At 72.7% G+C, this 23,414-nt stretch carries 27 protein-coding genes; 15 read left to right on the forward strand and 12 right to left on the reverse strand.

Annotation, left to right across the window (positions count from 1 at the left end):
* Positions 1-62: 62 nt before the first annotated feature.
* The 7 genes from pstB to ACIBTV_RS01535 all read right to left on the reverse strand — a co-directional run bounded on the left by pstB (position 63) and on the right by ACIBTV_RS01535 (position 7,404).
* A complete protein-coding gene (pstB, locus tag ACIBTV_RS01505; RefSeq protein WP_396701234.1) occupies positions 63-839 on the reverse strand; it encodes a phosphate ABC transporter ATP-binding protein PstB in 777 nt (258 codons plus the stop codon).
* A gap of 17 nt (positions 840-856) precedes the next feature.
* Positions 857-1,945, reverse strand: coding sequence for a phosphate ABC transporter permease PstA (pstA, locus tag ACIBTV_RS01510; protein ID WP_396701236.1), 1,089 nt, complete (start codon positions 1,943-1,945; stop codon positions 857-859).
* On the reverse strand, positions 1,942-3,033 hold the full coding sequence (gene pstC, locus ACIBTV_RS01515) for a phosphate ABC transporter permease subunit PstC (RefSeq protein ID WP_396701238.1): 1,092 nt from the start codon (positions 3,031-3,033) through the stop codon (positions 1,942-1,944). Before pstC ends, pstA begins: the two co-directional genes overlap by 4 nt.
* A gap of 38 nt (positions 3,034-3,071) precedes the next feature.
* Complete coding sequence (pstS, locus tag ACIBTV_RS01520; RefSeq protein WP_396701239.1) at positions 3,072-4,178, reverse strand: phosphate ABC transporter substrate-binding protein PstS; 1,107 nt, start codon at positions 4,176-4,178, stop codon at positions 3,072-3,074.
* Between the two features lie 460 nt (positions 4,179-4,638).
* Complete coding sequence (gene mshD / locus ACIBTV_RS01525) at positions 4,639-5,562, reverse strand: mycothiol synthase (RefSeq protein WP_396701241.1); 924 nt, start codon at positions 5,560-5,562, stop codon at positions 4,639-4,641.
* A 120-nt stretch (positions 5,563-5,682) separates the two neighbouring features.
* The gene (locus ACIBTV_RS01530; RefSeq protein ID WP_396701243.1) at positions 5,683-6,600 is read right to left on the reverse strand and encodes a polysaccharide deacetylase family protein; all 918 of its coding nucleotides are present in this window, start codon (positions 6,598-6,600) and stop codon (positions 5,683-5,685) included.
* An 84-nt stretch (positions 6,601-6,684) separates the two neighbouring features.
* Positions 6,685-7,404 carry a winged-helix domain-containing protein gene (locus ACIBTV_RS01535; protein ID WP_396702026.1) on the reverse strand — a complete coding sequence of 240 codons (720 nt, stop codon included), beginning with the start codon at positions 7,402-7,404 and terminating at the stop codon, positions 6,685-6,687.
* A gap of 244 nt (positions 7,405-7,648) precedes the next feature.
* Here ACIBTV_RS01535 and ACIBTV_RS01540 point away from each other — a divergent pair, with 244 nt between their 5' ends.
* The 7 genes from ACIBTV_RS01540 to ACIBTV_RS01570 all read left to right on the forward strand — a co-directional run bounded on the left by ACIBTV_RS01540 (position 7,649) and on the right by ACIBTV_RS01570 (position 12,844).
* Positions 7,649-8,698, forward strand: coding sequence for a hypothetical protein (locus ACIBTV_RS01540; RefSeq protein ID WP_396701245.1), 1,050 nt, complete (start codon positions 7,649-7,651; stop codon positions 8,696-8,698).
* Positions 8,699-8,802: 104 nt separating this feature from the next.
* Complete coding sequence (locus tag ACIBTV_RS01545) at positions 8,803-9,591, forward strand: DUF2993 domain-containing protein (protein WP_396701247.1); 789 nt, start codon at positions 8,803-8,805, stop codon at positions 9,589-9,591.
* 94 nt (positions 9,592-9,685) lie between these two features.
* On the forward strand, positions 9,686-9,763 hold the full coding sequence (locus ACIBTV_RS01550) for an Ms5788A family Cys-rich leader peptide (protein WP_310503780.1): 78 nt from the start codon (positions 9,686-9,688) through the stop codon (positions 9,761-9,763).
* 207 nt (positions 9,764-9,970) lie between these two features.
* Positions 9,971-10,819 carry a sulfurtransferase gene (locus ACIBTV_RS01555; protein ID WP_396701249.1) on the forward strand — a complete coding sequence of 283 codons (849 nt, stop codon included), beginning with the start codon at positions 9,971-9,973 and terminating at the stop codon, positions 10,817-10,819.
* A gap of 3 nt (positions 10,820-10,822) precedes the next feature.
* On the forward strand, positions 10,823-11,149 hold the full coding sequence (locus ACIBTV_RS01560; RefSeq protein ID WP_091594599.1) for a DUF1416 domain-containing protein: 327 nt from the start codon (positions 10,823-10,825) through the stop codon (positions 11,147-11,149).
* A 234-nt stretch (positions 11,150-11,383) separates the two neighbouring features.
* Positions 11,384-11,929, forward strand: a complete 546-nt coding sequence (locus tag ACIBTV_RS01565; protein ID WP_396701251.1) for a winged helix-turn-helix domain-containing protein — start codon at positions 11,384-11,386, stop codon at positions 11,927-11,929.
* Between the two features lie 57 nt (positions 11,930-11,986).
* Complete coding sequence (locus tag ACIBTV_RS01570; RefSeq protein ID WP_396701253.1) at positions 11,987-12,844, forward strand: hypothetical protein; 858 nt, start codon at positions 11,987-11,989, stop codon at positions 12,842-12,844.
* 9 nt (positions 12,845-12,853) lie between these two features.
* Here ACIBTV_RS01570 and ACIBTV_RS01575 read toward each other — a convergent pair whose 3' ends face one another.
* The 3 genes from ACIBTV_RS01575 to ACIBTV_RS01585 all read right to left on the reverse strand — a co-directional run bounded on the left by ACIBTV_RS01575 (position 12,854) and on the right by ACIBTV_RS01585 (position 15,730).
* On the reverse strand, positions 12,854-14,902 hold the full coding sequence (locus ACIBTV_RS01575) for a glycogen debranching N-terminal domain-containing protein (protein WP_396701255.1): 2,049 nt from the start codon (positions 14,900-14,902) through the stop codon (positions 12,854-12,856).
* On the reverse strand, positions 14,899-15,279 hold the full coding sequence (locus ACIBTV_RS01580) for an SCP2 sterol-binding domain-containing protein (protein WP_396701257.1): 381 nt from the start codon (positions 15,277-15,279) through the stop codon (positions 14,899-14,901). The genes ACIBTV_RS01575 and ACIBTV_RS01580 overlap by 4 nt, the downstream gene beginning before the upstream one ends.
* An 88-nt stretch (positions 15,280-15,367) precedes the next feature.
* On the reverse strand, positions 15,368-15,730 hold the full coding sequence (locus ACIBTV_RS01585; RefSeq protein ID WP_396701258.1) for a DsrE family protein: 363 nt from the start codon (positions 15,728-15,730) through the stop codon (positions 15,368-15,370).
* 23 nt (positions 15,731-15,753) lie between these two features.
* On the opposite strand from ACIBTV_RS01585, the gene mtfM reads away from it, so the two are divergent.
* Together mtfM and ACIBTV_RS01595 are read left to right on the forward strand one after the other, a co-directional pair.
* A complete protein-coding gene (gene mtfM / locus ACIBTV_RS01590; protein ID WP_269456547.1) occupies positions 15,754-15,858 on the forward strand; it encodes a small membrane protein MtfM in 105 nt (34 codons plus the stop codon).
* 114 nt (positions 15,859-15,972) lie between these two features.
* Complete coding sequence (locus ACIBTV_RS01595) at positions 15,973-16,566, forward strand: FABP family protein (RefSeq protein ID WP_396701260.1); 594 nt, start codon at positions 15,973-15,975, stop codon at positions 16,564-16,566.
* A gap of 41 nt (positions 16,567-16,607) precedes the next feature.
* Here the strand turns inward: ACIBTV_RS01595 and ACIBTV_RS01600 are convergent, their stop codons facing one another.
* A complete protein-coding gene (locus ACIBTV_RS01600; protein ID WP_396701262.1) occupies positions 16,608-17,486 on the reverse strand; it encodes an aminotransferase class IV in 879 nt (292 codons plus the stop codon).
* A 66-nt stretch (positions 17,487-17,552) separates the two neighbouring features.
* On the opposite strand from ACIBTV_RS01600, the gene ACIBTV_RS01605 reads away from it, so the two are divergent.
* From ACIBTV_RS01605 to ACIBTV_RS01620, 4 genes are all read left to right on the forward strand, one after another.
* A complete protein-coding gene (locus tag ACIBTV_RS01605) occupies positions 17,553-17,981 on the forward strand; it encodes a Fur family transcriptional regulator (RefSeq protein ID WP_396701264.1) in 429 nt (142 codons plus the stop codon).
* On the forward strand, positions 17,978-19,090 hold the full coding sequence (locus ACIBTV_RS01610) for a YgfZ/GcvT domain-containing protein (protein ID WP_396701266.1): 1,113 nt from the start codon (positions 17,978-17,980) through the stop codon (positions 19,088-19,090). The genes ACIBTV_RS01605 and ACIBTV_RS01610 overlap by 4 nt, the downstream gene beginning before the upstream one ends.
* Before the next feature lie 23 nt (positions 19,091-19,113).
* Positions 19,114-19,941, forward strand: a complete 828-nt coding sequence (locus ACIBTV_RS01615) for a 3-keto-5-aminohexanoate cleavage protein (protein ID WP_396701268.1) — start codon at positions 19,114-19,116, stop codon at positions 19,939-19,941.
* 93 nt (positions 19,942-20,034) lie between these two features.
* Positions 20,035-20,994 (forward strand): asparaginase, encoded by a 960-nt coding sequence (locus ACIBTV_RS01620; RefSeq protein ID WP_396701270.1) that lies wholly within the window; start codon positions 20,035-20,037, stop codon positions 20,992-20,994.
* A 98-nt stretch (positions 20,995-21,092) separates the two neighbouring features.
* On the opposite strand, the gene ACIBTV_RS01625 is transcribed toward ACIBTV_RS01620, so the two are convergent.
* Entirely contained in the window at positions 21,093-21,890 is a 798-nt protein-coding gene (locus ACIBTV_RS01625; RefSeq protein WP_396701271.1) for an alpha/beta fold hydrolase, read from the reverse strand.
* A 112-nt stretch (positions 21,891-22,002) separates the two neighbouring features.
* Here ACIBTV_RS01625 and ACIBTV_RS01630 point away from each other — a divergent pair, with 112 nt between their 5' ends.
* The gene (locus tag ACIBTV_RS01630; RefSeq protein ID WP_396701273.1) at positions 22,003-22,614 is read left to right on the forward strand and encodes a helix-turn-helix domain-containing protein; all 612 of its coding nucleotides are present in this window, start codon (positions 22,003-22,005) and stop codon (positions 22,612-22,614) included.
* Entirely contained in the window at positions 22,611-23,348 is a 738-nt protein-coding gene (locus ACIBTV_RS01635; RefSeq protein ID WP_396701275.1) for a hypothetical protein, read from the forward strand. The genes ACIBTV_RS01630 and ACIBTV_RS01635 overlap by 4 nt, the downstream gene beginning before the upstream one ends.
* Positions 23,349-23,414: the final 66 nt, after the last annotated feature.

The following is a 23,414-nucleotide window of genomic DNA, read 5'->3' on the forward strand; positions in this document are numbered from 1 at the left end:
CCATCCCCCGTGACATGGCCACTCCCGTCGCGCCGAGGGCAACCCGCCCCCGGTCCGCCGCCTCAGCCGAAGCGGCCGGTGATGTAGTCCTCGGTCTTCTTCTGGCTCGGGTTGCTGAAGATCTTCTGGGTGCTGTCGTACTCGATCAGCCGGCCCGGGTCGCCGGTCTTCTCGATCGAGAAGAACGCCGTCCGGTCCGAGACCCGCGCCGCCTGCTGCATGTTGTGCGTCACGATGATGATCGTGAACTTGTCCTTGAGCTGGAAGATCAGGTCCTCGATGGCCAGCGTGGAGATCGGGTCGAGCGCCGAGCAGGGCTCGTCCATGAGGACGACCTGCGGCTCGACGGCGATCGTGCGGGCGATGCAGAGCCGCTGCTGCTGACCGCCGGAGAGGCCCGCGCCGGGCTTGCCGAGCCGGTCCTTGACCTCGTCCCAGAGGTTCGCCGAGCGCAGCGCCTTCTCCGCCGCCTCGTCCAGGATCGACTTCTTGCGGACGCCGTTGAGCCGCAGCCCGGCCACCACGTTCTCGTAGATGCTCATGGTGGGGAACGGGTTCGGCCGCTGGAAGACCATGCCGATCATCCGCCGGACCGCGGTGACGTCCACGTCCCGGTCGTAGATGTCCTGGTCGTCGATCGTCAGGCTGCCCTCGACCCGCGCGCCCGGGAGCACCTCGTGCATCCGGTTGATCGAGCGGAGGAAGGTGGACTTGCCGCAGCCGGACGGACCGATGAGGGCGGTCACGGTCTTCGGCTCGACGGTCAGGTTGATGTTGTCGATCGCCTTGAAGGAGCCGTAGTAGGCGGCGACGTTCGAGGCTTCGATGCGCTTGGCCATGGTGGTACCTCCGGGATTCATCGGCCGAGGCGGTTGCGACGGGCCAGCAGCTTCGCCGCGATCGTCAGGATGAGGACGAGGGCGACCAGGGTGAGGGCCGCGGTCCAGGCGCGCGCCGGTGCGTACCGGGACGCGTCGGCGGCCTGCTGGTAGACGAAGAGCGCCAGCGACGACTGGTTGTTCTCGAACGGGTTGAAGTTGATGGCCGCGCCGCCACCGGCGACGAGCAGCACCGGGGCCGTCTCGCCGGCCGCGCGGGCGATGGCGAGCATGACGCCGGTGACGATGCCGGGCAGCGCCGTCGGGAGCACGATCCGCAGGATCGTCTTCCACTTCGGCACCCCGAGGGCGTACGCACCCTCGCGCAGCGGCGCCGGGACGAGGCGCAGCATCTCCTCGGTGGAGCGGACCACGGTGGGCAGCATCAGGACGCTGAGCGCCAACGCGGCGGCGAAGCCGGAGAAGCTCGGCCGACCGTCGTTGAACCACGGCGACACGACCAGCACCCAGAACGCCAGGATGAAGAGGCCGGAGACGATCGACGGGATGCCGGTCATCACGTCGACGAAGAAGCGGATCGCGAAGGCGAACTTGCCCCGCCCGTACTCGACGATGTAGATGGCGCAGAGGATGCCGAGCGGGACGGTGATCAGGGTGGCGATGCCGACCTGCTCCAGCGTGCCCACGATGGCGTGGTAGGCGCCACCCTCCGGGTCCCGAGCCCCGATGTTGTTCATCGAGGTGAGGAAGAAGTTCCCGTCCAGGCGCTCGACACCGTTGCTGACCAGCGTCCAGACGACGGACGCGAGCGGCAGCACGGCGAGCACGAACGCCGAGTGGATCAGCGCGCTCCAGGTGCGGTTGCGGGCCGCCCGTCGGCCTTCCACCGCGTTCGCGGCGGCGAAGAGCCCGGCGAGGTAGAGCAGCGCCCCGAGCACCACGACGAGCACCGGCCCGCCGATGCCGGCGCCGTAGACGACGACGGCGGCGACCAGCAGTGCGGCCAGTGCGAGGGCCGGCGCGGCGTACCAGGGCAGCCGCTTGGCCCGGAGGGTGGTCGGCTGCGCGGCCGGACGCGGACGGTGGCTGGTGAGTGTGGTGCTCATGCGGCCGACTCCGTGAACTCCCGGCGGCGGTAGATGATCACCCGCGCGGTGATGTTGACGATCAGCGTGATGGCGAAGAGCACCAGGCCGGAGGCGATGAGGGCGCCCCGACCGGTCTCGTTGGCCTCGCCGAACGCGTTGGCGATGTTCGCGGCGATGGTGTTGCCGCCGTTCTGGATCAGGTTGAACGAGATACCGAAGGTGATGCCGAGGGTCATCGCCAGCGCGATGGTCTCGCCGAGCGCGCGGCCCAGCCCGAGCATGACCGCGGCGATGATGCCGGGGCGGCCGTACGGCAGCACCGCGGTGCGGATCATCTCCCAGCGGGTGGCGCCCAGCGCGAGGGCGGCCTCCTCGTTGGCGGTCGGGGTCTGCAGGAACACCTCGCGGGAGAGCGAGGTGATGATCGGCAGCACCATGATCGCGAGGACCAGCGCGCCGAGCAGGATCGACTTACCGAACGGTCCGTCGCCGCCGAAGATGGGCAGCCAGCTGAAGTACTTGTTCAGCCAGACCGAGAAGTCCCGGACCGGGTTGATGAAGATGTCGCGGCCCCAGAGGCCGAAGACGACGCTCGGTACGGCGGCGAGTAGATCGATGAGGAAGCCGAGCGCGGTGCCGACTCGGCGCGGCGCGTAGTGGGACAGGTAGAGCGCGATGCCCAGCGCCACCGGCACCGCGATCAGCAGGGCCAGCGCGGAGCTGAGGACCGTGCCGAAGGCCAGGGTGCCGATGCCGAACTTCGGCTCGGCCTCGTTGGGCGACCAGCCCTCGTAGGTCCAGAAGTTCTCGGTGTCGGCGCGCAGCGCCGGCACCGCCTTGGCGATCAGGAAGATCGCGATCGCCGCGATGATGACCAGAACGGCGGTACCGGCGGCCAGGGTGACGCCGCGGAACGCCCGCTCGGCACCGAACTTGCGGGCTCTGGGCAGCGCGCCGCCGCCGCCCAGCCCGGTGCTGCCCGGGGTGCGGGTGCTGACTGGTGCCTCGGCCAGACGCGCCGAGGCACCGGCGGGCCGCTCGTGACTCTCGGTCACGCGCGTCCCACCGGTGCCGGCGTCGGCCGAGCGGTGGGGGGTTTCACCCATCTGCTCGCTCGATTCGGTTGCGGAGGTGGTGTGTCAGGTCAGGAGATGTTCTTGACCGCGGCCTCGACCTTGGTCCGGACGCTCTCCGGCAGCGGGGCGTAGCCCAGCTCGGTCAGCGAGGTCTGGCCCTCGGTGCTGGCGGCGTAGCTGAGCAGGCCCTTGACCAGCGGCAGCTTGTCGGCGGCGAGGCCCTTGCTGCAGACGATCTCGTAGGTCGCCAGGACGATCGGGTAGGCCCCGGCCTCCTTGGTGTTGTAGTCGATCGACAGCTTGAGGTCGTCGCCCTGGCCCTCGACCTTGGCACCGGCGATGGTCTTGCCGGCGTTCTCGGCGGTCAGCTCGGCGAACTCGCCGGCGCCGTTACCGATCTTGGCCATCTTGAGGCCGGCGTTCTCGGCGAACGACCACTCCATGTAGCCGATGCTGCCGTCCGCGCCCTTCACCGAGCTGGCCACGCCGTCCGAGCCCTTGGAGCCGGTGCCGCCCGGGGCCTTCCACGCCTTGGCCTTGCCGAAGGTCCAGTCGGCCTCGGCGGTCTTGCTCAGGAAGTTGGTGAAGTTGTCGGTGGTGCCGGACTCGTCCGAGCGGTGCACCGTCTGGATGGTGGTCGACGGGAGCGTCGCGCTGGGGTTGTCGGCCTTGATCGCGGCGTCGTCCCACTTGGTCACCTTGCCGGCGAAGATCTTCGCCAGGGTGGCCGGCTTGAGCTGGAGGTTGTCCACGCCGCTCACGTTGTAGGCGACGGCCACCGGGCCGACCACCATCGGCAGGTGGATGGCCTTGCCACCGACGCACTTGGCGTCGGCCTGCGGCTGCTCCTCCGGCTTGAGCGCGGAGTCGGAGCCGGCGAAGTCGGCGGTGCCGGCGATGAAGGCCTGGATGCCCGCACCGGAGCCGGAGGGCTCGTAGTTGATGGTGGCGCCGGCGCACTTCTGCTGGTACGCCTTGATCCACTCGGCCATGGCGTTCTTCTGGGCGGACGAGCCCTGGGCGTTAACCGTGCCGGTGGCGCAGTCGACCGCGGCGGCCGAGCCGGAGGCGCTGGCGCCGGACGCCGGCTCGTTGTTGTCCGAGCCGCATGCGCTGAGAGCGAACGTCGCGGTAAGAGCGAGCGAGGCAATCGCGCCGAGCCGCTGGAGCTTCACCTGAGGGGTTTCCCTTCACGTCTGACTTGGCGCCCCGTTCAGGGGCCCGGAGAGGACCGGCAGTGACCGGCTGATTCCACAAGTTAGGAGGGCCAGGTAGCCGGCTCGCCCGTCGCAAGTGAACGGAGGGTGAACAGGTTCGACCCACAGGATGTCTGCTCGCTGAGGGTGAGTTGTCCGTTAAGTGAACTCGTGGGCACCTGTCGGAAGAATCCGCATATTCCCGGTTATGCGTTATCCCGCCGAGGCGGGGCCGTTATCCCGCGGTGACCTGTCCGGCTGGCCGTGCCGCGGCGCGCCGGGGATCTCCGGCCGGCGGACCGACGGGACGCGGCCGCGGCGCGTGGGCGTGGCTGGCCGGCTCCAGGGCCCGTCCGTGGCGGTGTCCCCGACGACCCCGCCACGGGGCCACCTGATGTCGATCAACCCGGGGCCGGCCGCGAAGCCCGGTCGGTGCGGCTCAGCCGAGCTGGTAGTTGACGTGCGCCGACCAGCGCAGGAAGCCGAGCCGCTCGTAGAGAGCCACCGCCGGGGTGTTCGACTCGTCGACGTAGAGCATCACCCGGTCCAGCCCACGCCGGTCGCGCAGGTGGGCGAGCCCGGCGTTGGTGAGCGCCCGGCCCAGCCCACCGCGGTGGGTGGTCGGGTCGACCCCCAGCACGTAGACCTCGCCGATGCGGGCCGACCCCGGCCGCTCGTGCACCTTGGTCCAGTGGAAGCCGAGCAGTCGACCGGTGGACTCCTCGACGGCGAGCAGGAAACCGGCCGGGTCGAACCACGGCTCGGCGAGGCGTACGCGCAGGTCGTCGGCGCTCCACCGGCCCTGCTCGGGGTGCTCGGCGAAGGCCCGGGCGTTGAGGGCCAGCCAGGCGTCGTCGTCCACGCCGGGCTGGAAGGCGCGCAGCGTCACGCCGTCGGGCAGCTGGGGTTCGGCCACCGGCGCGGTCAGCGAACGGCGCAGCTGCCAGAGCACGCGGGCCCGGGCGAAGCCGAGGTCGACGGCGAGCGCGGCGGCGGACGGGTGGTCGCCGTGCGCCCAGGCGCGCAGCGGGCCGGTGGCCGAGGCCAGTACGCCCCGCGCGAGGGCGCGTCCGGTGCCCCGCCGCCGGTACGCCGGGTGCACCACCAGCTCCACCCCGGTCGCGGCCGGGTCGCTGGTGTCGAGGTGCGCGTAGCCGGTCAGGGTGCCGTCGTCGGCGCGCGCGGTCAGGTGTACGGCCGGGGCGTCCGGGTCGCGCAGTTGGAGCAGGCTGTGCTCGTCGAGCGGATCCGCACCGTCGGTGTCGCCGGCGGTCCGGGCCAGGGCCAGCACGTCGGCGACGGCGGAGGGGGACAGTCGGTCGGCCCGGGTCACCTGGTCGAGCGTGGGCTCAGCGCTGCTCATCCGATCACCGTAGCGGGCGGTGTCGGCGCGGCGCGGGGTGTCCCGCCGCCCCGGCTCTCCCACGGCCCGGCGTGGACCGCCGCCCCGGCTGCGCTCGCCGCCCCGGCGTGGGCCGGCGGATCAGGTGGGGTCGGTCGGCAGCGCCTCCAGTTCGAAGCGGGAGGTCAGGTCGGACAGGATCCGGTGCAGCGCGTCCACGGTGCCCTGCCGGTTTCCGCCCGCGTCGTGCAGCAGCACCACCGAGCCCGGTTCCACCGCGCTGAGCACCGAGGTGGTGATCCGGCTCGCCCCCGGCGCCTCCCAGTCGGCCGGGTCCACCGTCCAGTGCACCGGGGTCATGCCCAGCGAGTGCGCCACGGAGACCACGGGGTACGTCCACGCGCCGCCCGGCTGGCGGTACCAGACGATCGGCGCGTCGGGCACCGCCGCCCGGATCGCGGCGTTGGTGCGCAGCAGGTCCTGCCGGATCGCGTCCGTCGACCGGGAGCCGAGGGTCACGTCGTGGTTCCAGCTGTGGTTGCAGATGGTGTGCCCGTCGTCGACGATCGCCCGGACCAGGTCGGGATGGTTCTGGGCGTTCTCGCCGACCAGGCAGAACGTCGCCCGTACGCCGTACTCCCGCAGCGCGGCCAGGACCTGGGGGGTGTACTGCGGGTCCGGCCCGTCGTCGAAGGTGAGCGCCACCTTCCCGTTGCCCGTGGTGGTGTGCGCGCCGTAGAGGTTGTCCCCGCCAGCATCCCGGCCGCTGCCGTCCTGCCCCGACTCGGTCGGCCCGCCGCTCTGGTCAGCGGACGACGAGGTGGTGGCGGACGGTGGCTGGTCGGCGTAGTGCGGGGAGGCGCTCAGGTCAGCGGTCGTGCCGGTGGCGTGGCGACGCGGTGACTGGTCCGGGACCAGGCTGCGGCCCAGGGCGTACGCGGAGCCGAGCAGCGCGACCACCACGACGGTGACGATCACGACCGCCCGGCCCGTCGACCCCGGTCGGGTCAGCGTCCGTATCCGGCCGAGCCAGTCGGCCGTCCCGCCCCCCGTGGCCATCCCGTACCCCTTCCGCAGCAGACCCGGCAGTCAGAATAGAACCGACGAGTTGCGCAAAAAGGGCATATAGGAAACAGTGCTGGATCAGACCGGCAGCGGCGCGGGCTCCGACTCGGCCAGCGAACGCGACGGCGGCACCACGAACTTGTAGCCCACCTGGCGCACGGTGCCGATCATCGACTCGTACTCCGAGCCGAGCTTGGCCCGCAGCCGACGGACGTGGACGTCGACCGTGCGGGTGCCGCCGAAGTAGTCGTAACCCCAGACCTCGCGCAGCAGCTGGTCGCGGGTGAAGACCCGGCCCGGGTGCTGGGCCAGGAACTTCAGCAGCTCGAACTCCTTGTAGGTCAGGTCCAGCGGCCGACCCTTGAGCTTCGCGGCGTAGGTGTCGGGGTCGATGGTCAGCTCGCCGGCCCGGATCGAGCCACCGGCGCCCGTGACCGCGTTGTTGATCCGGCCCACGGCGAGGCGCAGCCGCGCCTCCACCTCGGCCGGGCCGGCCGAGGCCAGGATCACGTCGTCGACGCCCCAGTCGGCGTTGAGGGCGATCAGGCCCGCCTCGGTGACCACCGCGACGAGCGGCACGCCCAGACCGGTCGCGTGCAGCATCCGGCAGGTCGCCCGGGCCTCACTCAGCTCGGACCGGGCGTCGACCAGGACCGCGTCCGGGCTCGGACCGGCGACCAGGGTGCGGACGTCGCGCGGCGCGGTGCGGACCGAGTGCGGCAGCAGGTCGAGTGCCGGTAGCACCACGGACGGTTCACCTGCGCGCGCGCTCACCAGCAGCAGGATCTCCACGATCACCTCCGTCCCGGCGGCCTCATGGCCGCGCGCGACCAGCGGCACTCCAGGGCGGGGTGCGCTGAGAACTAACGTGGGTCCCGGCGTCGCTGACGGGCGGGTAACGCGTTGAGCGTAACGGATCGTCCGCGCGACGCCCCCGGCGCATTTCCCGTTTGTTCGCTTTGCCCTCGATCGCGGCGCAGTTTTTAACGTTGTCGAAACCCGTGGCCTCCGCGCCACGGGCCCGATCTGGCACGATCGGGGCGTGTTTCCCTCCACCTCGCCCGAGACCGGCCGGGACTCGTGGTCCGACGGCCCTCCCCCGGGGCAACCCTACGGCCAGCCGCCGGCGCCGCGCAGCGGCCCGGGCGTCGACGACGGCGAACGTCGCGAGCGCAGCGGCCCTCGACGGGCGCGGCGCGGCGGTGAGCCGGCCCGCCGGCCGGACGACGCCGCGGCCGACGAGCCGGACGAGGAGATCGTGCCGCCGGTCGAGGTACGCCGGTCGCTCTCGGTCGCCGTCGCCGGCTTCGCCGCCCTGCTCGGGGTCGGCCTGGTGCTCGGCGCGCAGACCTCCGGGCCGGGGCACCGGCTGCCCTTCGCGGTGATCATCTTTGGTGTCCAACTGCTCTTCGTGCTCGCCTGGACGATGGCCATGCGACCGCCCGCGATGCTGGTGGTGGCGTTGCTGAGCGTCGGCGCGGCCGCGGTGGCCGACACCGCCGCGGTCCAGTCCGAGATCGCCGGCCTGGCGCCGCTGGGCTACGTCGCGGCGGGCGGTTTCGTGCTCGGTGTGCTCGGTCAGCTGGTCCGCCGCGTCGACCGGGTGCGGGTCACCGACTCGCTGGGCACCACCCTGCTGATCGTGGTGGGCGTGGTCGCGTTCGGCACGCTGATCGTGCTGAGCCGGATCCCCGCCGGCACCCAGGCCATCACCGTCTGCCTGACCGCCAGCGGCGTCGCGCTCACCGTTGCCCGGCTGGTCGACGCCGTCGCGGCCTGGCCCCGACTCGCACCGCAGGTGCCCCGGGGTGCGGCCGGCGTGGTCGGCGGCGCGATGGTCGGCACGCTGGTCAGCGCCGTGCTCGGCAGCTACCTCGTCACGCCGTTCACCCCGACCCGGGCCGCGATCATCGGCCTGGTCGCGGCGGTCGCCGCTGTCCTGGCCGACCTCGCCGTGGGGTACGCGGAGGCGGGTCGACTGATGGCCGGCGAGCCGCCGACGATGTGGGTCGCCCGGCACATGCAGGGCCCGCTCGGCGGCTTCGCCCTGGCCGCGCCGGCGGCCTACGCGATGTGCATGTTCGTCCTCTGACCGTACGGTTGAGCCCGAGTCCGGTCGGGTACCAACGGTGCGCCGCTCGGCGGCACCGGCAGTGACGAGCCGCCCGGCGCGGCCAGCGGAGATCAGGAGGCGGCGTGGCCCAGGTCCAACCGGCGTACGAGGAACGTCCCCGGCGACGGGGGCGCCGGGCGCTCGTGGTGCTCGTCGTCCTGCTCCTGGTCCTGGCCGGCCTGCTGGTCGTCGCCGACCGGGTCGCGGTCGGCGTGGCCGAGCGGGCCATCGCCGACCAGGTCCGGCAGGAGGTCGCCAAGCAGCAGGCGCAGTCCGCCCCGCCGGAGGTCGAGGTGGGCGGGTTCCCGTTCCTGACCCAGGTCCTGGACGGCCGCTACGAGCGCATCTCCATCGTGCTGCGCGAGGTGCGCGGCTCGGTCCAGGGTGACGCGATCAGCCTGCCGACGCTCGATGTGGACGCCCGCGACGTACACGCCTCGCTGGACACCCTCCGCTCCGGGCAGGGCGAGGTGGTCGCCGACACCGTGAACGGCACCGCCACCATCAGCTACGACAGCCTGGCCGCCCTGCTGGACCGGCCCGGGCTCAAGCTCAGCGAGCAGGGCGGCAAGCTCGCCGTCACCGCCCCGGTCGACATCCTCGGCCAGCAGCTCACCGTCACCGGCACCGCCGACGTGACCGTCGGCGAGCAGGGCAAGGTCAGCCTGCGGTTCAACGACCTCAACGCCGAGGGGCTGCCGAACCTGCCGCTGGCGCGCACCCTGCTCAACAACTACGCCCGCGGCATCTCGGTCGACGTGCCCCTGCCCGACCTGCCGTTCCAGCTCGCCCTCCGCGAGGTCCGGCCGCAGCCCGAGGGGCTGACGGTCACCGCGGACGCGAAGGACGTACCGCTCAACGCCGCCGGCTGAGCGCCGGCGGCCGTGCGGTGGCGCGGCGGCCCGGTGTCCCGGATGCTGGTCGTCCCGGTAGCGCCACCGGCGGTGACTGATAGGCTGCGTCCCCATGGGGACTCACCTCACCAAACGGCGCGCGGTCGACCTGTGCCGCGTGGCCACCTGCCTGTGTCGCCCCGTCATCTGACGGCGGGGCTGTCCTCGGTCGCCTGACGCGACCACTGGCGCGGAGGGTCCATCCACCCTCCGGTGCTTCCCCCAATCGCCCGGCAGCGGCGCCGTCGCACGAACCCGTGATCCGTCCTTCGCATGGGACCCGCGCGTGGTGCGACAACTTCCACATCTCGATCTCCGCGCGCTGGCTCACCGTCCATCCTCACCAGGGAGTGATCTGATGAGTCGCGACACCGCACTCGTCTCGGCCGACTGGGCCGAGAAGAACCTCGACGCCACGGGCGTCGTCTTCGTCGAGGTCGACGAGGACACCTCGGCCTACGACACCGGCCACATCGCCGGCGCCGTCAAGCTGGACTGGAAGACCGACCTGCAGGACCCGGTGCGCCGGGACTTCGTCAACCGGAGCCAGTTCGAGGCGCTCCTGTCGGAGCGGGGCATCGCCAACGACGACACCGTCATCCTCTACGGCGGCAACAACAACTGGTTCGCCGCCTACGCGTACTGGTACTTCAAGCTGTACGGCCACCGGGACGTCAAGCTGCTCGACGGCGGCCGCAAGAAGTGGGAGCTCGACGCCCGTCCGCTGGTCAAGGACGCGGTGGACCGCCCGGCCACCCGGTACGTGGCGCAGGAGCCGGACACCTCCATCCGCGCCTTCCGGGACGAGGTGGTCGCCGCCATCGGCACCAAGAACCTCGTCGACGTACGCTCGCCCGACGAGTACGCCGGTCGGCTGCTCGCCCCCGCGCACCTGCCGCAGGAGCAGGCGCAGCGGGGCGGGCACGTGCCCACGGCGATCAGCGTGCCGTGGTCGAAGGCGGCCAACGAGGACGGCACCTTCAAGTCCGACGACGAGCTGCGCAAGATCTACGCCGACGCGGGGCTGGACGACAGCCGGGAGACCATCGCCTACTGCCGGATCGGTGAGCGCTCCTCGCACACCTGGTTCGTGCTCCAGGAGCTGCTCGGCCACCGCAATGTGAAGAACTACGACGGCTCCTGGACCGAGTACGGTTCGCTGGTCGGCGTGCCGGTCGCGCTCGGCGACGAGCCGGGGGAGGCCTGAGTCATGACCGCCGCTTCCACCGCCGCCAGCTGCGCCGCTCCGGACCAGGCCGCTCCGTTGCCGGCGAGCCTGGACCTGGAGAAGGAGACCGTCATCACCGGCGTCGTCACCTCTGCCGAGGGCGAAGCCGTGTCGGGCGCGTACGTCCGGCTGCTCGACTCCACCGGTGAGTTCACCGCCGAGGTGGTGACCTCGGCCGCCGGACAGTTCCGGTTCTTCGCGGCGCCGGGCACCTGGACCCTGCGTGCCCTCTCCCGGCACGGCAACGGCGACGCCGCCGTCACCGCCGGGCGGGGCATCAACGAGGTGGGCGTCACCGTCGCCTCCTGACCCACGCTCTGATCGACCGGGGCCGGTCACCCGCACGGGTGGCCGGCCCCGGTCGTCTGCCCGGCCGGCCCGCCGCGTCCGGGGCACGCCGCCGCTCGCGTCGACTCGCCGAATCGCTCGGAAGCGGTGACGAAAGTCGATGTATGCCGCTAGGCTGGTGCCCGAGCCCCATCGGCGTTCGTCTCTGCGGATGGGTGGGAGCTTCTCACGTCAGCGACCGCCGTGGGAGGCAGTGTGTCCGGAGAAGGCGTCCCCATCGTCGTCTGCGTGAGCGCGGACGTCGCGGTGCGGGAACGGGTGGTGCGTCGCCTCGACGGGGTGGCGCCGGTGGTGAGCTGTGCCGATCTCACCGAACTGCGCGCCGTGCTGTTCGCGCCGCAGGTGGCCACCGCGTCACCGCGGGAGCCGACGCCCCTCGCGCGGGCCGACGAGTGCGCCGGCGCCCCCGACGATCCGCCCGACGGGCCGGTCGGCTGGGGCGACCTGCTCGTCGACCGGGTCGGCCATCTCGTCACCTGGCGGGGCGAGCCGCTGACCCTGACCCGCACCGAGCGCGAGCTCCTCGCCCGGCTGATCAGCCCGCCGATCTCGGTGTGGACCTACGAACGGCTGTTCGGCGCCGTGTGGGGCGGCGACTACCTGGGCGACGCGGCGGTGCTGCACTCGGCGGTCAAGCGACTGCGGCACAAGCTGCAGCCCCTGCCGGGCGGCCCGCGGGTGCACACGGTGCGTGGCGTCGGATACCGGCTGGACCCGCCACCGCCGTCGAGCGCCGGTTGATCCCCACTTGCCCCACGCGCCGCCGGGGGCGCGGACGCCGCGTGACACCATGACCGGGTGAGCGGTGCAGTCCAGGCGGGGTACGCCCCACCGAGCGGTCCCCACGCGCCCGCGCCCGCGCGGGCCCGGCGGCGTTGGCTGCTCGTCGCGACCGTGGCGTGGGCGCTGCTGCTCGCGCTGCTGACCTGGCTCTCGGTGCGCGACGACCCGCCGACCGTCCGCGAGCAGCGCAGTCTCGCCGAGGCCGGACCGGTGGCGGACCGGGCCACCGGCGAGCTGGCCGCGGCTGCCGGCCCGACCGCGTTGGTGGAGCTGACCCCGCCCCAACTCGACCGGGGTTGCCGGGTCACCCCGTTCGCCGACGGGGCCGCCCTCACCCGGGGCGTCGAGGTGACCGTCCCCCAGGGCGGTGAACGGGAGCTGCTGGACCGGATCGCCGAGCGGCTGCCGGCGGCGTGGCGGGCCGGGGTGCGGCTGACACCGGACGGGCTCCGGCTGCGCGCCGACGCCGGCGAGTTCGTCGCCGTCGACGGGCGGCCCGCCGGCGAGGGTCGGATCCGGTTGACCGTCCGCACCGGCTGCCGACCGCTCGGCGACGGCTACCCGCCGGCCACCGGGCCCGCGGGGGCCGAGGCCGTCGCCCTCGCCGACGCCCTGCGTGCCCTCGGCCAGCCGGCGCAGGCGGCTCCGCAACTGGTCAGCGCGCCCTGCCCCGGCGGCGGCGTCGCCCGGACCGCCCGTGTCGACGGGCTCACCACCTCGACCGGCCTGGCCGCCGCTCTCGGTCCGCTCGCCGCCGGCGGGCCCGCCCTGGACACCGTCGACACGTACGCCTACCGCGTCGGCCCGCTCATCGTCCTGGCCACGACGGCCGCAGGGTCCCCCCGGGTGAGCGCCACCGCACCGTGCGCCTGACCCGTCGGGTCACTGGTGCAGGTGCGTGTGGTTGCGGCTGCGGCCGAGGGCGTCCACCGTGCCCCACCGGCCCGGGATGTCGAGCAGTTCGATGCGACCCATGCCCTCCGGAACGGCCGGGTCGATGATCAGGTGCTCGCTCTGCGGCTCCAGGCCGAGCATGACCCGCAGCAACAGCAGCGGCGTGCCGGTCGACCAGGCCTGTGGGCTGCACGCCGTCGGATAGCGCACCGGGTAGTCGGTGAGGTCGCGCTCGTACCCGGCGAACGCCTCCGGTAGCCGCCCGCCGAAGAACTCGGACGCGGCCAGGATTCCTTCGCAGATCCGCCCGGCCTCCTCCCGGTAGCCGTAGCGCCACAGACCCCAGGAGATGATCGAGTTGTCGAACGGCCAGACCGTTCCGACGTGGTAGCCGATGGGGTTGTAGCGCCCCTGGTCGTCGGCGAGCGTACGCACGCCCCAGCCGGAGAAGAGCCGCGGGCCGAGCAGGTGCTCGACGATCCGGCCGGCCCGGGACTCCTCGACGATGCCGCTCCACAACAGGTGGCCGATGTTCGAGGTGAGCGCGTCCACCTGCCGCCCCTCCGCGTCCAGGGCGAGCGCGTAGTACTCCTTCTCCGGGATCCAGAAGTCGCGGTTGAACCGGTGCTTCAGCTCGGCGGCCTCCCGTTCGAGCCGGTCGGCGTACGCCGGGTCGTTCCAGAACGTCCGGGCCAGCCGTGCCCCACGGATCTTCGCGTCGTACGCGTACCCCTGAAGCTCGCAGGTGGCGCGGGGGAAGCCGGGCAGCCGCCCGTCGGCGAAGGAGATGCCGTCCCAGGAGTCCTTCCAGCAGTGGTTCGCCAGCCCGGTCTCCGGGTTGCGGGTCTGGTACCAGATGTAGCCGGTGCCGAGCAGGTCGCCGTACGTGTCGATCCAGTCCAGCGCGCCCCTCACCTGGGATTCGAGCAGCCGCACCAGTTGGCTGTCCCCGGTCCACCGCTCGTACTCGTCGAGCAGGATGACGAAGAGTGGGGTGGCGTCGGCCGAACCGTAGTACGGCGAGTGCGGCTGCTCCTCGAAGCCGGCCATCTCGCCGTACCGCAGCTCGTGGAGGATCTTCCCCGGCTCCTCGTCCCGGAAGTCGTCAACCCGGGTGCCCTGGAGGCCGCCGAGGATCTGGATGGTCGGCGGGATCAGCTCCGGCAGGAACGGCAGGACCTGGAGCGACGTGAAGATGCTGTCCCGCCCGAACAGCGTCATGAACCAGGGCAGCCCGGCGGCGAGCAGCCGCACCCCGAGCGCGATCGACTCGTAGCGCAGGGCCGCCAGGTCGTTCAGGCTGCGCCGGTACGCCCCGCCCAGCGGCTGGCAGTCGCAGCCGAGTTTCGGCGCACGCTCGATCAGCTCGTTCTGCTCGGCGTGGATCGTGTCCGCGCTTCGGCTGCCGCCGTAGGGCAGGGTGCTGCGGATGTCCTCGCCCCGGGCGCCGTAGACGACCGTCGCCACGTGCAACCGGGTGGTCCACTCGCCGTGCCCGTCGACGCGTACCTGGAAGGTCATGCCCGACACGTCGACGTCGGCCGGTTCGCTGGTGGTGATCTGGGCCTCCCGGTGGAAGGCGTCCCGGCGGTACGTGAGTCGCAGCTCCCGGCTGCTCACCGTGGCGGTCGTCCGGCCCTTCTTCTGCCGCACGTTCTTGATCTCGAAGAGGTCGGCGAAGTCGCTGCCGATGTCGAGCCGCAGGGTGAAGTCGACCGGCTCACGCGAGTGGTTGAGGACGGTGACCTCCTCGTCGAAGCTCCCGCCGATCGCGCGGCTGCGGATCACCGACACCTTCGCGTCGAGGTAGTGGGTCGGCTCGCCGGGGGCAAGGAAGTAACGGGTGCGGTAGCTCTCCTCGTCGTCGATGGAGAGCGTCTGCAGCCGGCTCCCGTCGACGGTCAGGATCCAGGTGGAGAGGAAGCGGGTGTCGAAGGAGAAGAGGCCGGTGGGGAAGTCGTACGACGGCTCGATGTCGCCGCGCTGGTCGGTCACCAGGAAGGTGTTGCCGTCCAGGATGCTGACCAGGTCCTTCACGTCGACCGCCCGGTCTGCCGCCGGGCCACCTCACGCGGGTCCCGGGTGCCCGGCGGATCGGGGAAGAACCTCCGGAACGCGAGGAACAGGACGACGTTCCCGCTGAAGGTGCTCTCGTTGCGCAGCACCGCGGCGACCCCCTGCGCCCGGCCGCTCACCAACCGGTCGAAGAGGTCCTCGCTGCTGTACCAGATGGCGTCGGCCGGGCCCCGGTTGCGGCTCACCTCGACCGCTCCGGGGCGCATCCGCACCAACCAGTGGTCGGTCTGCTCGCCCGTGTCGAGGTCGATCTGGAGGGTGCCGCTGACCAGCCCGCGCAGAACCTCGGGGGCGCGCGCCGGCAGCGATTCGAAGAACCGCTCGGTCGCCTCGCCCACACCCGAATCGTAGGCAGCAACCCGGCATGTCGGGTCGGTATCGGCACTCACCCGGATCGGGTCAAAGGGCCCCGGGGTGGCGCGGCGATCAGTAGACCAGGGCCTGCGCGCCCTCGGCCATCGCCTCCTCGACGAAGACCGCCGCCCCGGCGATCCGTACCCCGGGCAGCACGTCGTCCGGGCCGATCTCGCGCCGGGCCGCGCACTGGGTGCAGGCGGTGACGGTGCCGCTGGTGAGCACGACGTGCAGCAGTTCGGCCAGCGGAGCCGAGTGCGGCAACTCGAACTCCTGGGCGCGGCCGGGCAGGGCGAACCAGGTGGATTCCCCGGTCAGCCACAGCGAGACGTCCACACCGGCCGCGACGGCCGTCGCGGCCACGGTGAACGCCTGGGCGCACCGCTCCGGGGCGTCCGCGCCGGCGGTGGCCTTGACGACGAGAGAGCGGGCCATGCCGCCAGCATAGGATGGCCAGGATGGTCACCGAGATCGGGTTTGTCAGCCTGTTGGTCGCCGGCCTGGGCGCGCTCGCCGGTGGCCTGGTGTACGTGGCCGTCCGCATTTCGAGAGGAAACTGGTGAGCGCGAGGAGTGAGCCGGGTTTGCGAGCCCCGCAGTCGCGAACGAAGGTGGTCCGGTGAGCGCGAGGAGTGAGCCGGGTCTGCGAGCCCCGCAGTCGCGAACGAAGGTGGTCCCGTGAGCGACGACAACCCGCTGGCACCACCCCCGTGGCTGAACGCGCCGCCGGTGGACGCGTACCCCTACGAGGAGAGCCACGACCTGCGTGTCGGCCCGAAGCTGCATCCCACGCTGGACGGTCTCCTGCCCTACGTCGGGGTGTGGCGCGGGCGTGGGCGGGGTGGCTACCCGACGATCGAGGACTTCGACTTCGCGCAGGAGATCCGGATCAGCCACGACGGGCGGCCGTTCCTGTTCTACGAGTCCCGGGCGTGGATCCTGGACGAGCAGAGCCGCCCGGTGCGCCCGGCCGGCCGGGAGGTCGGCTGGTGGCGTCCGGTGCTGGACGGTGAGCGGGCCACCGGCGAGTTGGAGGTGCTGCTCAGCACGCCGACCGGGGTGATGGAGCTCTACCTCGGCCGGCGCAACGGCACCCAGGTCGAGTTGGCGACCGACGCGGTGGTGCGGACGTCAACGGCCAAGGAGGTCACCGGCGGGCACCGGCTCTTCGGCATCGTTGAGGGCGCTTTGCTGTACGCGCAGGAGATGGCCGCGGTGGGGCAGGGCCTGCACCCGCACCTGTCCGCGCGGCTCCTCCGCGTCGGCGGCTGACATCCCCGGGTGGGTGGCGGGCATCGCCACCCACCCCCGGGTCACCCGGCGTCGGGCGCCGGGTCCGGCTGGTCGGCGACGGGGAAACCGGCGAGCTTCTGCAGTGGCGCAGTGTGCGGGCTGCGGGTCCGGGTCCGGCCGTCGAGGGCGGTGATCTCGGCGAGCCCACGGATGGACGAGCTGAGCCAGACCCCGTCCGCGTCGTGCAGCTCGGCCGGGCTGACCATCCGTTCCGCCGCGTCGAGGCCCACGTCGGCGGCGTGCGCGAGCAGCCAGGCCGCCGTGGTGCCGGGCAGGATGCCGGTGTGGGCGGCGGGCACCGTGCAGAGGGTGCCGCCGACGACCCACACGATGTTCGCGGTGGGCCCTTCCAGCGCGTACCCGTCGGAGGAGACCCAGAGCACGTCGTCGACACCGGCGCGCCGCGCCCAGCGGCGGGCGGCCGTGCTGACCGCGTACGACGTGGACTTGACTCCGGTCGGCAGCCACTCCAGCGCGATCCGCGAATCGGCCGGCACGCCGAGCGGCAGGGTCGCGACGGTGATCCCGGTCGCCCGGGCCCGCCGGGACACGGCGGGGACCTCGGCGAGGGTGGCGTAGACGGTCGGTGGGCCGCCGTCCTCGGGCCCCCGGGTGCAGACCAGCCGCAGCGCGCCCTCGACCTCGGCCGGCCAGCCGGCCCGGACGGCGTCGAGCAGCCCGACCAGCACCGCCCGGGGCGGGAGCTCCAGCTCGATCGCGTCGGCGGAGCGGGCCAGCCGGGCCAGGTGCTCGTCGCGCAGCCACGGCTGCCCGTCGCGCAGGTGCATGGTCTCGAAGAGCCCGTCACCCCGCAGGACGCCCAGGTCGTCGCCGCGCAGCACCGGCTCACCGGCGGGCACGGTGCCGCGGCCGAGCACGGCGATCCTCGATGTCACCACGAGCGCCGAGCCTAGCGTCGCTCGCGGTCCCCCGGGAGCGCCGCGACGACGAACTATGATCGGACGGTGTCCGAATCCTCCCTCGCCGAAATGCTCCGCTCCCGTGGCCTGCGGCTGACGGCGCAGCGGCAGCTCGTCCTCCAGGCGGTGTTGGATCTCGGACACGCCACGCCCGAGCAGGTGCACACGGCGGTCCGTGAGGTCGCCGCGGGCGTGAACATCACCACCATCTACCGGACGCTGGAGCTGCTGGAGCGGCTCGGCCTGGTGACCCACACCCACCTGTCGCACGGCTCGCCGACCTACCACGCGGCCGGTGAGCACCAGCACGTCCACCTGGTCTGCCGGCAGTGCGGCGCGGTCGACGAGGTGGATCCGGAGCTGTTCCGGCCGCTCGCCGACGAGCTGGCCGCCCAGCGGGGCTTCCGGGTCGACATCGGGCACGTGTCGCTCTTCGGCGTCTGTGGGAGTTGCGAGAACGGGGACCAGGAATGATCGACATCGCGGGCGCGGTGGCCGTCGAGAGCATCGACGAGGCCAGCCGGGACCAGCCGGAGCCGGCGCACGCCGCAGCCGGGGTGCGTGGGGTCGCCGCCCACTACGGCGACCCGATGCGGGAACAGCGTGTCCTGGAGCGTGCGGTGGGCCTGGTGGACCGGTCCCACCGGGGTGTGGTCGCGGTGCCGGGGGAGGAGCGGGCCAGTTGGCTGCACACGCTCACCACCCAGCACCTGGCAGACCTGGTCGCCGGTGAGGGGACGGAGCTGCTGGTGCTCTCCCCGCACGGGCACATCGAGCAGCACGCGATGGTGGCCGAGGACGGCGTCACCACCTGGCTGGACACCGAGCCGGGCGCGACCGGTGGGCTGCTGGGCTACCTGGAGAAGATGCGGTTCTTCAGCAAGGTGGAGCCGCGCGACGTGACCCCCGACCACGCCCTGCTCTCGCTGGTCGGCCCGGAGGCGACCGGCGCGCTGGAGACGCTCGGTGTCACCGGGCTCGCGGCGCCCGACGCGGTCGCGGTGCCGGGTCCGAAGTTCCGGCACGGCGAGGTGCCGCCGCGGCCCACCGTGCGGTACGCGGTAGCGCCGCTGCCCGCCGGCGGCTGGGCCCGCCGGGTGCCGCGCGGCGTGGACCTGCTGGTGCCCCGGGACACCATGGACCAGGTGGTCGCGGAGTTGCGCGGCGCCGGGGTGCCGCCGGTGGGGCTGTGGGCGTACGAGGCGATCCGGGTGGCCGCCCGACGGCCGCGGGTCGGGGTGGACACCGACCACCGGACCATCCCGGCGGAGGTGGATCTGATCAGCCCGGCGGTCCACCTGGACAAGGGGTGCTACCGGGGCCAGGAGACGGTGGCCCGGGTGCACAACCTGGGCCGTCCGCCGCGTCGCCTGGTCCTGCTGCACCTGGACGGGGTGACCACCGATCAGCCACCGGCGGCGGGCACGCCGCTGACCCTCGACGGGCGGACGGTCGGCTTCGTCGGCACGGCGGTGCACCACCACGAGCTGGGCCAGATCGCCCTGGCGGTGGTGAAGCGCAACGTCCCGGAGGAGTCCCGCCTCATGATCGACGGCGTCGTGGCGGCCATCGACCCCGACTGACCACGGCGTCTAGGATCCCCGGCATGACGACAGGGACGTTGATCACGGTTGCCCCCACCGGCGCGGAGTCGGCCAAGGCGGAGGTGCCGGCGCTGCCGGTGACCCTCGACGAGCTGCTGCTCACCGCGAAGGAGTGCGAGGCGCTCGGCGCCGCCGTGATCCACGTCCACATCCGGGACGACGAGGCCCGCCCCACCCTCGACCAGGGCCGGCTGCGGGAGACGGTGGCGGCGCTGCGCGAGAGCACCGACCTGATCGTGCAGCTCTCCTCCGGCGGCGCGGTCACCGACCCGGAGGCCGACCGGCTGGCGGTGCTGGACGCGGGCCCGGACATGGCCTCCTGCACCATGGGCACGGTCAATTTCGGCGACGACGTCTTCCTCAACCGCTGGGAGTTCATCGTCGACCTGCACACCCGCATGCAGGAGCGGGGTGTCGTGCCCGAGTACGAGATCTTCGACCTCGGCCACCTCACCGCGCTCCAGCGGCTGCTCGGCAAGTACGGCCTGCCGCACGGCGGCCACGTCCACGTCGACTTCGTGATGGGCGTGCCGGGCGGCATGCCGGGCACCACGGAGACACTGGTCGCGGCCCGGCAGATGCTGCGGGACCTGCCGGACGGCACCACCTTCTCGGCCACCGGCATCGGCCGTAGCACCATCCCGGTGCTGCTGGCCTCCCTGTCGGCGGGCGGGCATCTGCGGGTGGGCATGGAGGACACGGTGACCTACGCCAAGGGTCGCCCGGTGGAGTCCAACATGCAGCTGGTCGCCCGCGCGGTGGGCTTCGCCCAGCTAGCCCAGCGTCCGCCGCTGACCACGACCGAGGCCCGGGAACTGCTCGGCCTGTAAGGGCAGCCCCGTTCGCCACTCCTGTCACGAATTTCCGTACCACCTGGTCACCCCGCCACCGTCCCCCGTCGACTCGTCGGTACCGTCCACACCGTGGGAAAGACGTACGAGGGCGGCGCGCCGCTCGCCGAGGTGGTCCGGTCCGGGTTCGTGGAGGGGGTGCACCGCGGCTCGGTCGTGGTGCTGGACGCGTCGGGGGCGTCGGTCGCCGCCGCTGGTGACGTCACCTCGCCGATCTTCCCCCGGTCGGCCAGCAAGCCGATGCAGGCGATCGGGATGCTCCGGGCCGGCCTGTCGCTGACCGATCCGGCCGACCTGGCGGCGGTCTCGGCCAGCCACGCGGGGGAGGAGTTCCACCTGGAGCGGGTGGATGCGCTGCTCGCCGACGCCGGGCTGGACGATTCGGCGCTGCACTGCCCGCCGGACCTGCCGGTCGGTGAGGCGGCCCGGGCGGCGGTGCTGCGGGCCGGTGGCGGGCCGACCCGGATCCAGATGAACTGCTCCGGCAAGCACACCGGGATGCTGCTCACCTGTCAGGCCGCGGGCTGGCCGCTGGACGGCTACTGGCGGCCGGAGCACCCGTTGCAGCAGGGGCTGCGGGCCGCGATCGAGGAGTTCACCGGCGAGGAAGCCGCCGCGGAGGGCGTGGACGGCTGCGGCGCGCCGGTGCTGGCGGTGTCGCTGACCGGCCTCGCCGGGGCGTACCTCCGACTCGTCTCGGCGGACGCCGGCTCGCCGCCCCGCGCGGTGGCGGACGCGATGCGCGCGTACCCGGAGATCGTCGGCGGCACCGAGGCCGACGACACCCGGCTGATGCGCGGTCTCCCGGGGTTGCTGGCGAAGGTCGGCGCGGAGGGTGTGATCGCCGCGGCGCTGCCCGGCGTGGGCGCGGTGGCCCTGAAGATCGACGACGGCGCCGGTCGGGCGCGGATGCCGGTGCTCGTCTCCGCGCTGCGCCGCCTCGGCGTGGACGCTCCGGTCCTCACCGAGTACGCCGAGATCCCGCTCTTCGGCGGTGGCGTCCCGGTAGGCGCCGTAACCCCCCTCTGGTAACCCTCACCCGCCTGCGGTGATCAAGAGGTTTGCGTCAGATCGGAGATCGAACCTGACGCAAACCTCTTGATCGAACCGCGGTCTGACCGGGCCCGCGGTCAGGGGAGGAAGGTCAGGAGGGCGGCCGCGACCGGGGCCGGGCGTTCCAGCGGGGCGAGGTGGGCGGCGTCGGCGATGTCCGGCAGACGGACCCCGTGCGGCGCCTCGGCGGCGATCCGGTCGGCCAGGCGGTGCAGGTCCGGGACGTCGTGGACGCCGGAGCAGGCCGCCACCGGCATGCTCAGCTCGCCGAGCCGCTCGATCGCCGGCGGGTCGAGTTCGTCGGCGTCCACCGCGCTGAGCGCCAGCTCGGCGGCGAGGGCCCGCTGGTCCATCTCCTCGGCGAAGCGGATCAGCTCCGGGTCGACGTCCGCCGGCTGGCGGCTCGGGCCCACCACCCAGAACCGCACCTCGCCCGCCGCGGTGGCCGGGAAGTCCTCCGGGTCGACCTCGCCGACCAGCTCCTCCCAGAGCTGCTCGGTCTCCTCGGACCACTCGTTGCCGGAGACCGGGGCGCCGAAGAGGGCCAGGGCCGAGATCCGTCCAGGGTGCGCGAGCGCGGCGTCCACCGCGACCTTGCCGCCGAAGGAGCAGCCGACCAGCGCGGCGTGGGGCAGGTCGAGCGCGTCCAGCAGTCCGACCACGTCGTCGTGGTGGGCGAACGGCGCCGGGGGCAGTTCCGACTCGCCGTGGCCGCGCAGGTCCACGGCGATCACCCGGTGCGTGGTGGCGAGCGCGTCGACGACGCCGCGCCACATCCGCCGGTCCGCGATGCCGGCGTGCAGCAGCACCACCGGGCTTCCTGTGCCGGCGTCGTCGTACGCGAGCACCGCGCCGTTCACTTCGATCTTGGTCATGGGAGGACCGTACGCAGCGGAGGACCGGCGCCGCAAGAACGCACCTGAGACCTCGCTAACTCTGGTTAGCATTATGCTTGCAAGAGCTAGCAGTCGGAGTTACCGTCGATGCATGGCCAGTGGTAAGGACCTTCCCGACATCGGCGGGTTCATTCGCGACCTTCGGCGGAACGCGAAGATCTCGCTACGTCAACTCGCCGACCAGGCGGGAGTCAGCAACCCGTACCTCAGCCAGATCGAGCGTGGCCTGCGCAAGCCGAGCGCCGAAGTGCTCCAGCAGATCGCCAGCGCCCTGCGCGTCTCCACCCCGGCCATGTACCTGAGGGCCGGGCTGCTGGACGACAAGGAGGGCCAGGGCGTCCTGGCGGCCATCGCCGTGGACCCCGACCTGACCATGGCGCAGAAGCAGTCCCTCAGTCAGATCTACGAGACCTTCCGCCGGGAGAACGTCCGGCTCGCCGAGGCGACGGCCGCGGCGAACGAGAACACCACCGGGGCGGCCGCGACCACCACGCCGACCGCCGGCCGGCCCGCCACCCCGGGCGAGTCGGCGGGCCTGGTCAACCCCGCGGCCACCGGACCCACCACACCGGACGGCACGCCGACGGAGGCCGTCCTGGAGTCGGTCGCCGTCACGGAGGCCGGCCCGGCGCCCGCCCCGACCAGCACCACGACCCCCGCGAACCGGAAGGCCGCCGAGGCGGCCGAGGAGGAGACGTCATGACCCAGCCGAAGACCAACCGCATCCCGGCCCCGCTCTACGCCGCCGCCGGTGCCGGTGAGCTCGCCCTCGAACAGCTGCGCAAGCTGCCCACCGTGGTCAGTGACCTCGGCACCCGGGTCGTCGCCGACCTGGGCGGCAAGGCCGTGCTGACCGGTCTCGAACTGCGGGAGAAGGCCACCGCGACGCTGCGCACCGCCAACGAGACGATGGGCACGTTGCGCGGCGGCGCCGTCCCGGCCGACCTGGCCAAGCTGCGCGAGGCCGCCGACCTGAACCGGCTCCGCGAGGCCGCCGACCTGGCCAAGCTCCGCGAGGCCGCCGACCTCGACCGGCTGCGCGCCGCGGCCACCCGCAACGCCGCCGTCGTCGTGGCCGGCGCGCAGGTCGCGCAGGAGCGGGCGCTGGCCGCGTACGGCGCGCTGGTCGCCCGTGGCGAGCGCGTGGTCGGTGCCGGTGTGCTGGAGGCCGCCGACACGGTGAATGCCGACATCGCGGCGACCGAGGCGCAGCGCGTCGAGACGCCGGTCGCCGAGACCGCGCAGCCCGCCGCCCCGACCACCGAGGACGTCCCGACCCCGGCCGAGGTGGCCGAGGTCGCCACCCCGAAGCCGGCCACCGTCCGGAAGGCCACCGGCGCGCGGAAGGCCACCAAGGCGACCGCCACCAAGGCGACGACCACCCCGTCGGCGAAGCTGCCCCGGGCCACCAAGCGGACGCGTCCCGCGGCCGAGTGATCGACCAACCGGCGACCCCGGAGGCGTTCCTGTCGGACGTTTCCGGGGTCGTGGACATAAGCTTGC

Origin of the sequence: Micromonospora sp. NPDC049366, from assembly GCF_044466625.1 — a bacterium.
GTDB lineage: Bacteria > Actinomycetota > Actinomycetes > Mycobacteriales > Micromonosporaceae > Micromonospora.

Bases quoted from the DNA above. Each gene is read 5' to 3' on its own strand.
- pstB (WP_396701234.1), bottom strand. From the start codon at position 839: ATGGCCAAGCGCATCGAAGCCTCGAACGTCGCCGCCTACTACGGCTCC.
- pstA (WP_396701236.1), bottom strand. From the start codon at position 1,945: ATGAGCACCACACTCACCAGCCACCGTCCGCGTCCGGCCGCGCAGCCG.
- pstC (WP_396701238.1), bottom strand. From the start codon at position 3,033: ATGGGTGAAACCCCCCACCGCTCGGCCGACGCCGGCACCGGTGGGACG.
- mshD (WP_396701241.1), bottom strand. From the start codon at position 5,562: ATGAGCAGCGCTGAGCCCACGCTCGACCAGGTGACCCGGGCCGACCGA.
- ACIBTV_RS01530 (WP_396701243.1), bottom strand. From the start codon at position 6,600: ATGGCCACGGGGGGCGGGACGGCCGACTGGCTCGGCCGGATACGGACG.
- ACIBTV_RS01550 (WP_310503780.1), top strand. From the start codon at position 9,686: ATGGGGACTCACCTCACCAAACGGCGCGCGGTCGACCTGTGCCGCGTG.
- ACIBTV_RS01555 (WP_396701249.1), top strand. From the start codon at position 9,971: ATGAGTCGCGACACCGCACTCGTCTCGGCCGACTGGGCCGAGAAGAAC.
- ACIBTV_RS01560 (WP_091594599.1), top strand. From the start codon at position 10,823: ATGACCGCCGCTTCCACCGCCGCCAGCTGCGCCGCTCCGGACCAGGCC.
- ACIBTV_RS01585 (WP_396701258.1), bottom strand. From the start codon at position 15,730: ATGGCCCGCTCTCTCGTCGTCAAGGCCACCGCCGGCGCGGACGCCCCG.
- mtfM (WP_269456547.1), top strand. From the start codon at position 15,754: ATGGTCACCGAGATCGGGTTTGTCAGCCTGTTGGTCGCCGGCCTGGGC.
- ACIBTV_RS01610 (WP_396701266.1), top strand. From the start codon at position 17,978: ATGATCGACATCGCGGGCGCGGTGGCCGTCGAGAGCATCGACGAGGCC.
- ACIBTV_RS01615 (WP_396701268.1), top strand. From the start codon at position 19,114: ATGACGACAGGGACGTTGATCACGGTTGCCCCCACCGGCGCGGAGTCG.
- ACIBTV_RS01625 (WP_396701271.1), bottom strand. From the start codon at position 21,890: ATGACCAAGATCGAAGTGAACGGCGCGGTGCTCGCGTACGACGACGCC.
- ACIBTV_RS01630 (WP_396701273.1), top strand. From the start codon at position 22,003: ATGGCCAGTGGTAAGGACCTTCCCGACATCGGCGGGTTCATTCGCGAC.
- ACIBTV_RS01635 (WP_396701275.1), top strand. From the start codon at position 22,611: ATGACCCAGCCGAAGACCAACCGCATCCCGGCCCCGCTCTACGCCGCC.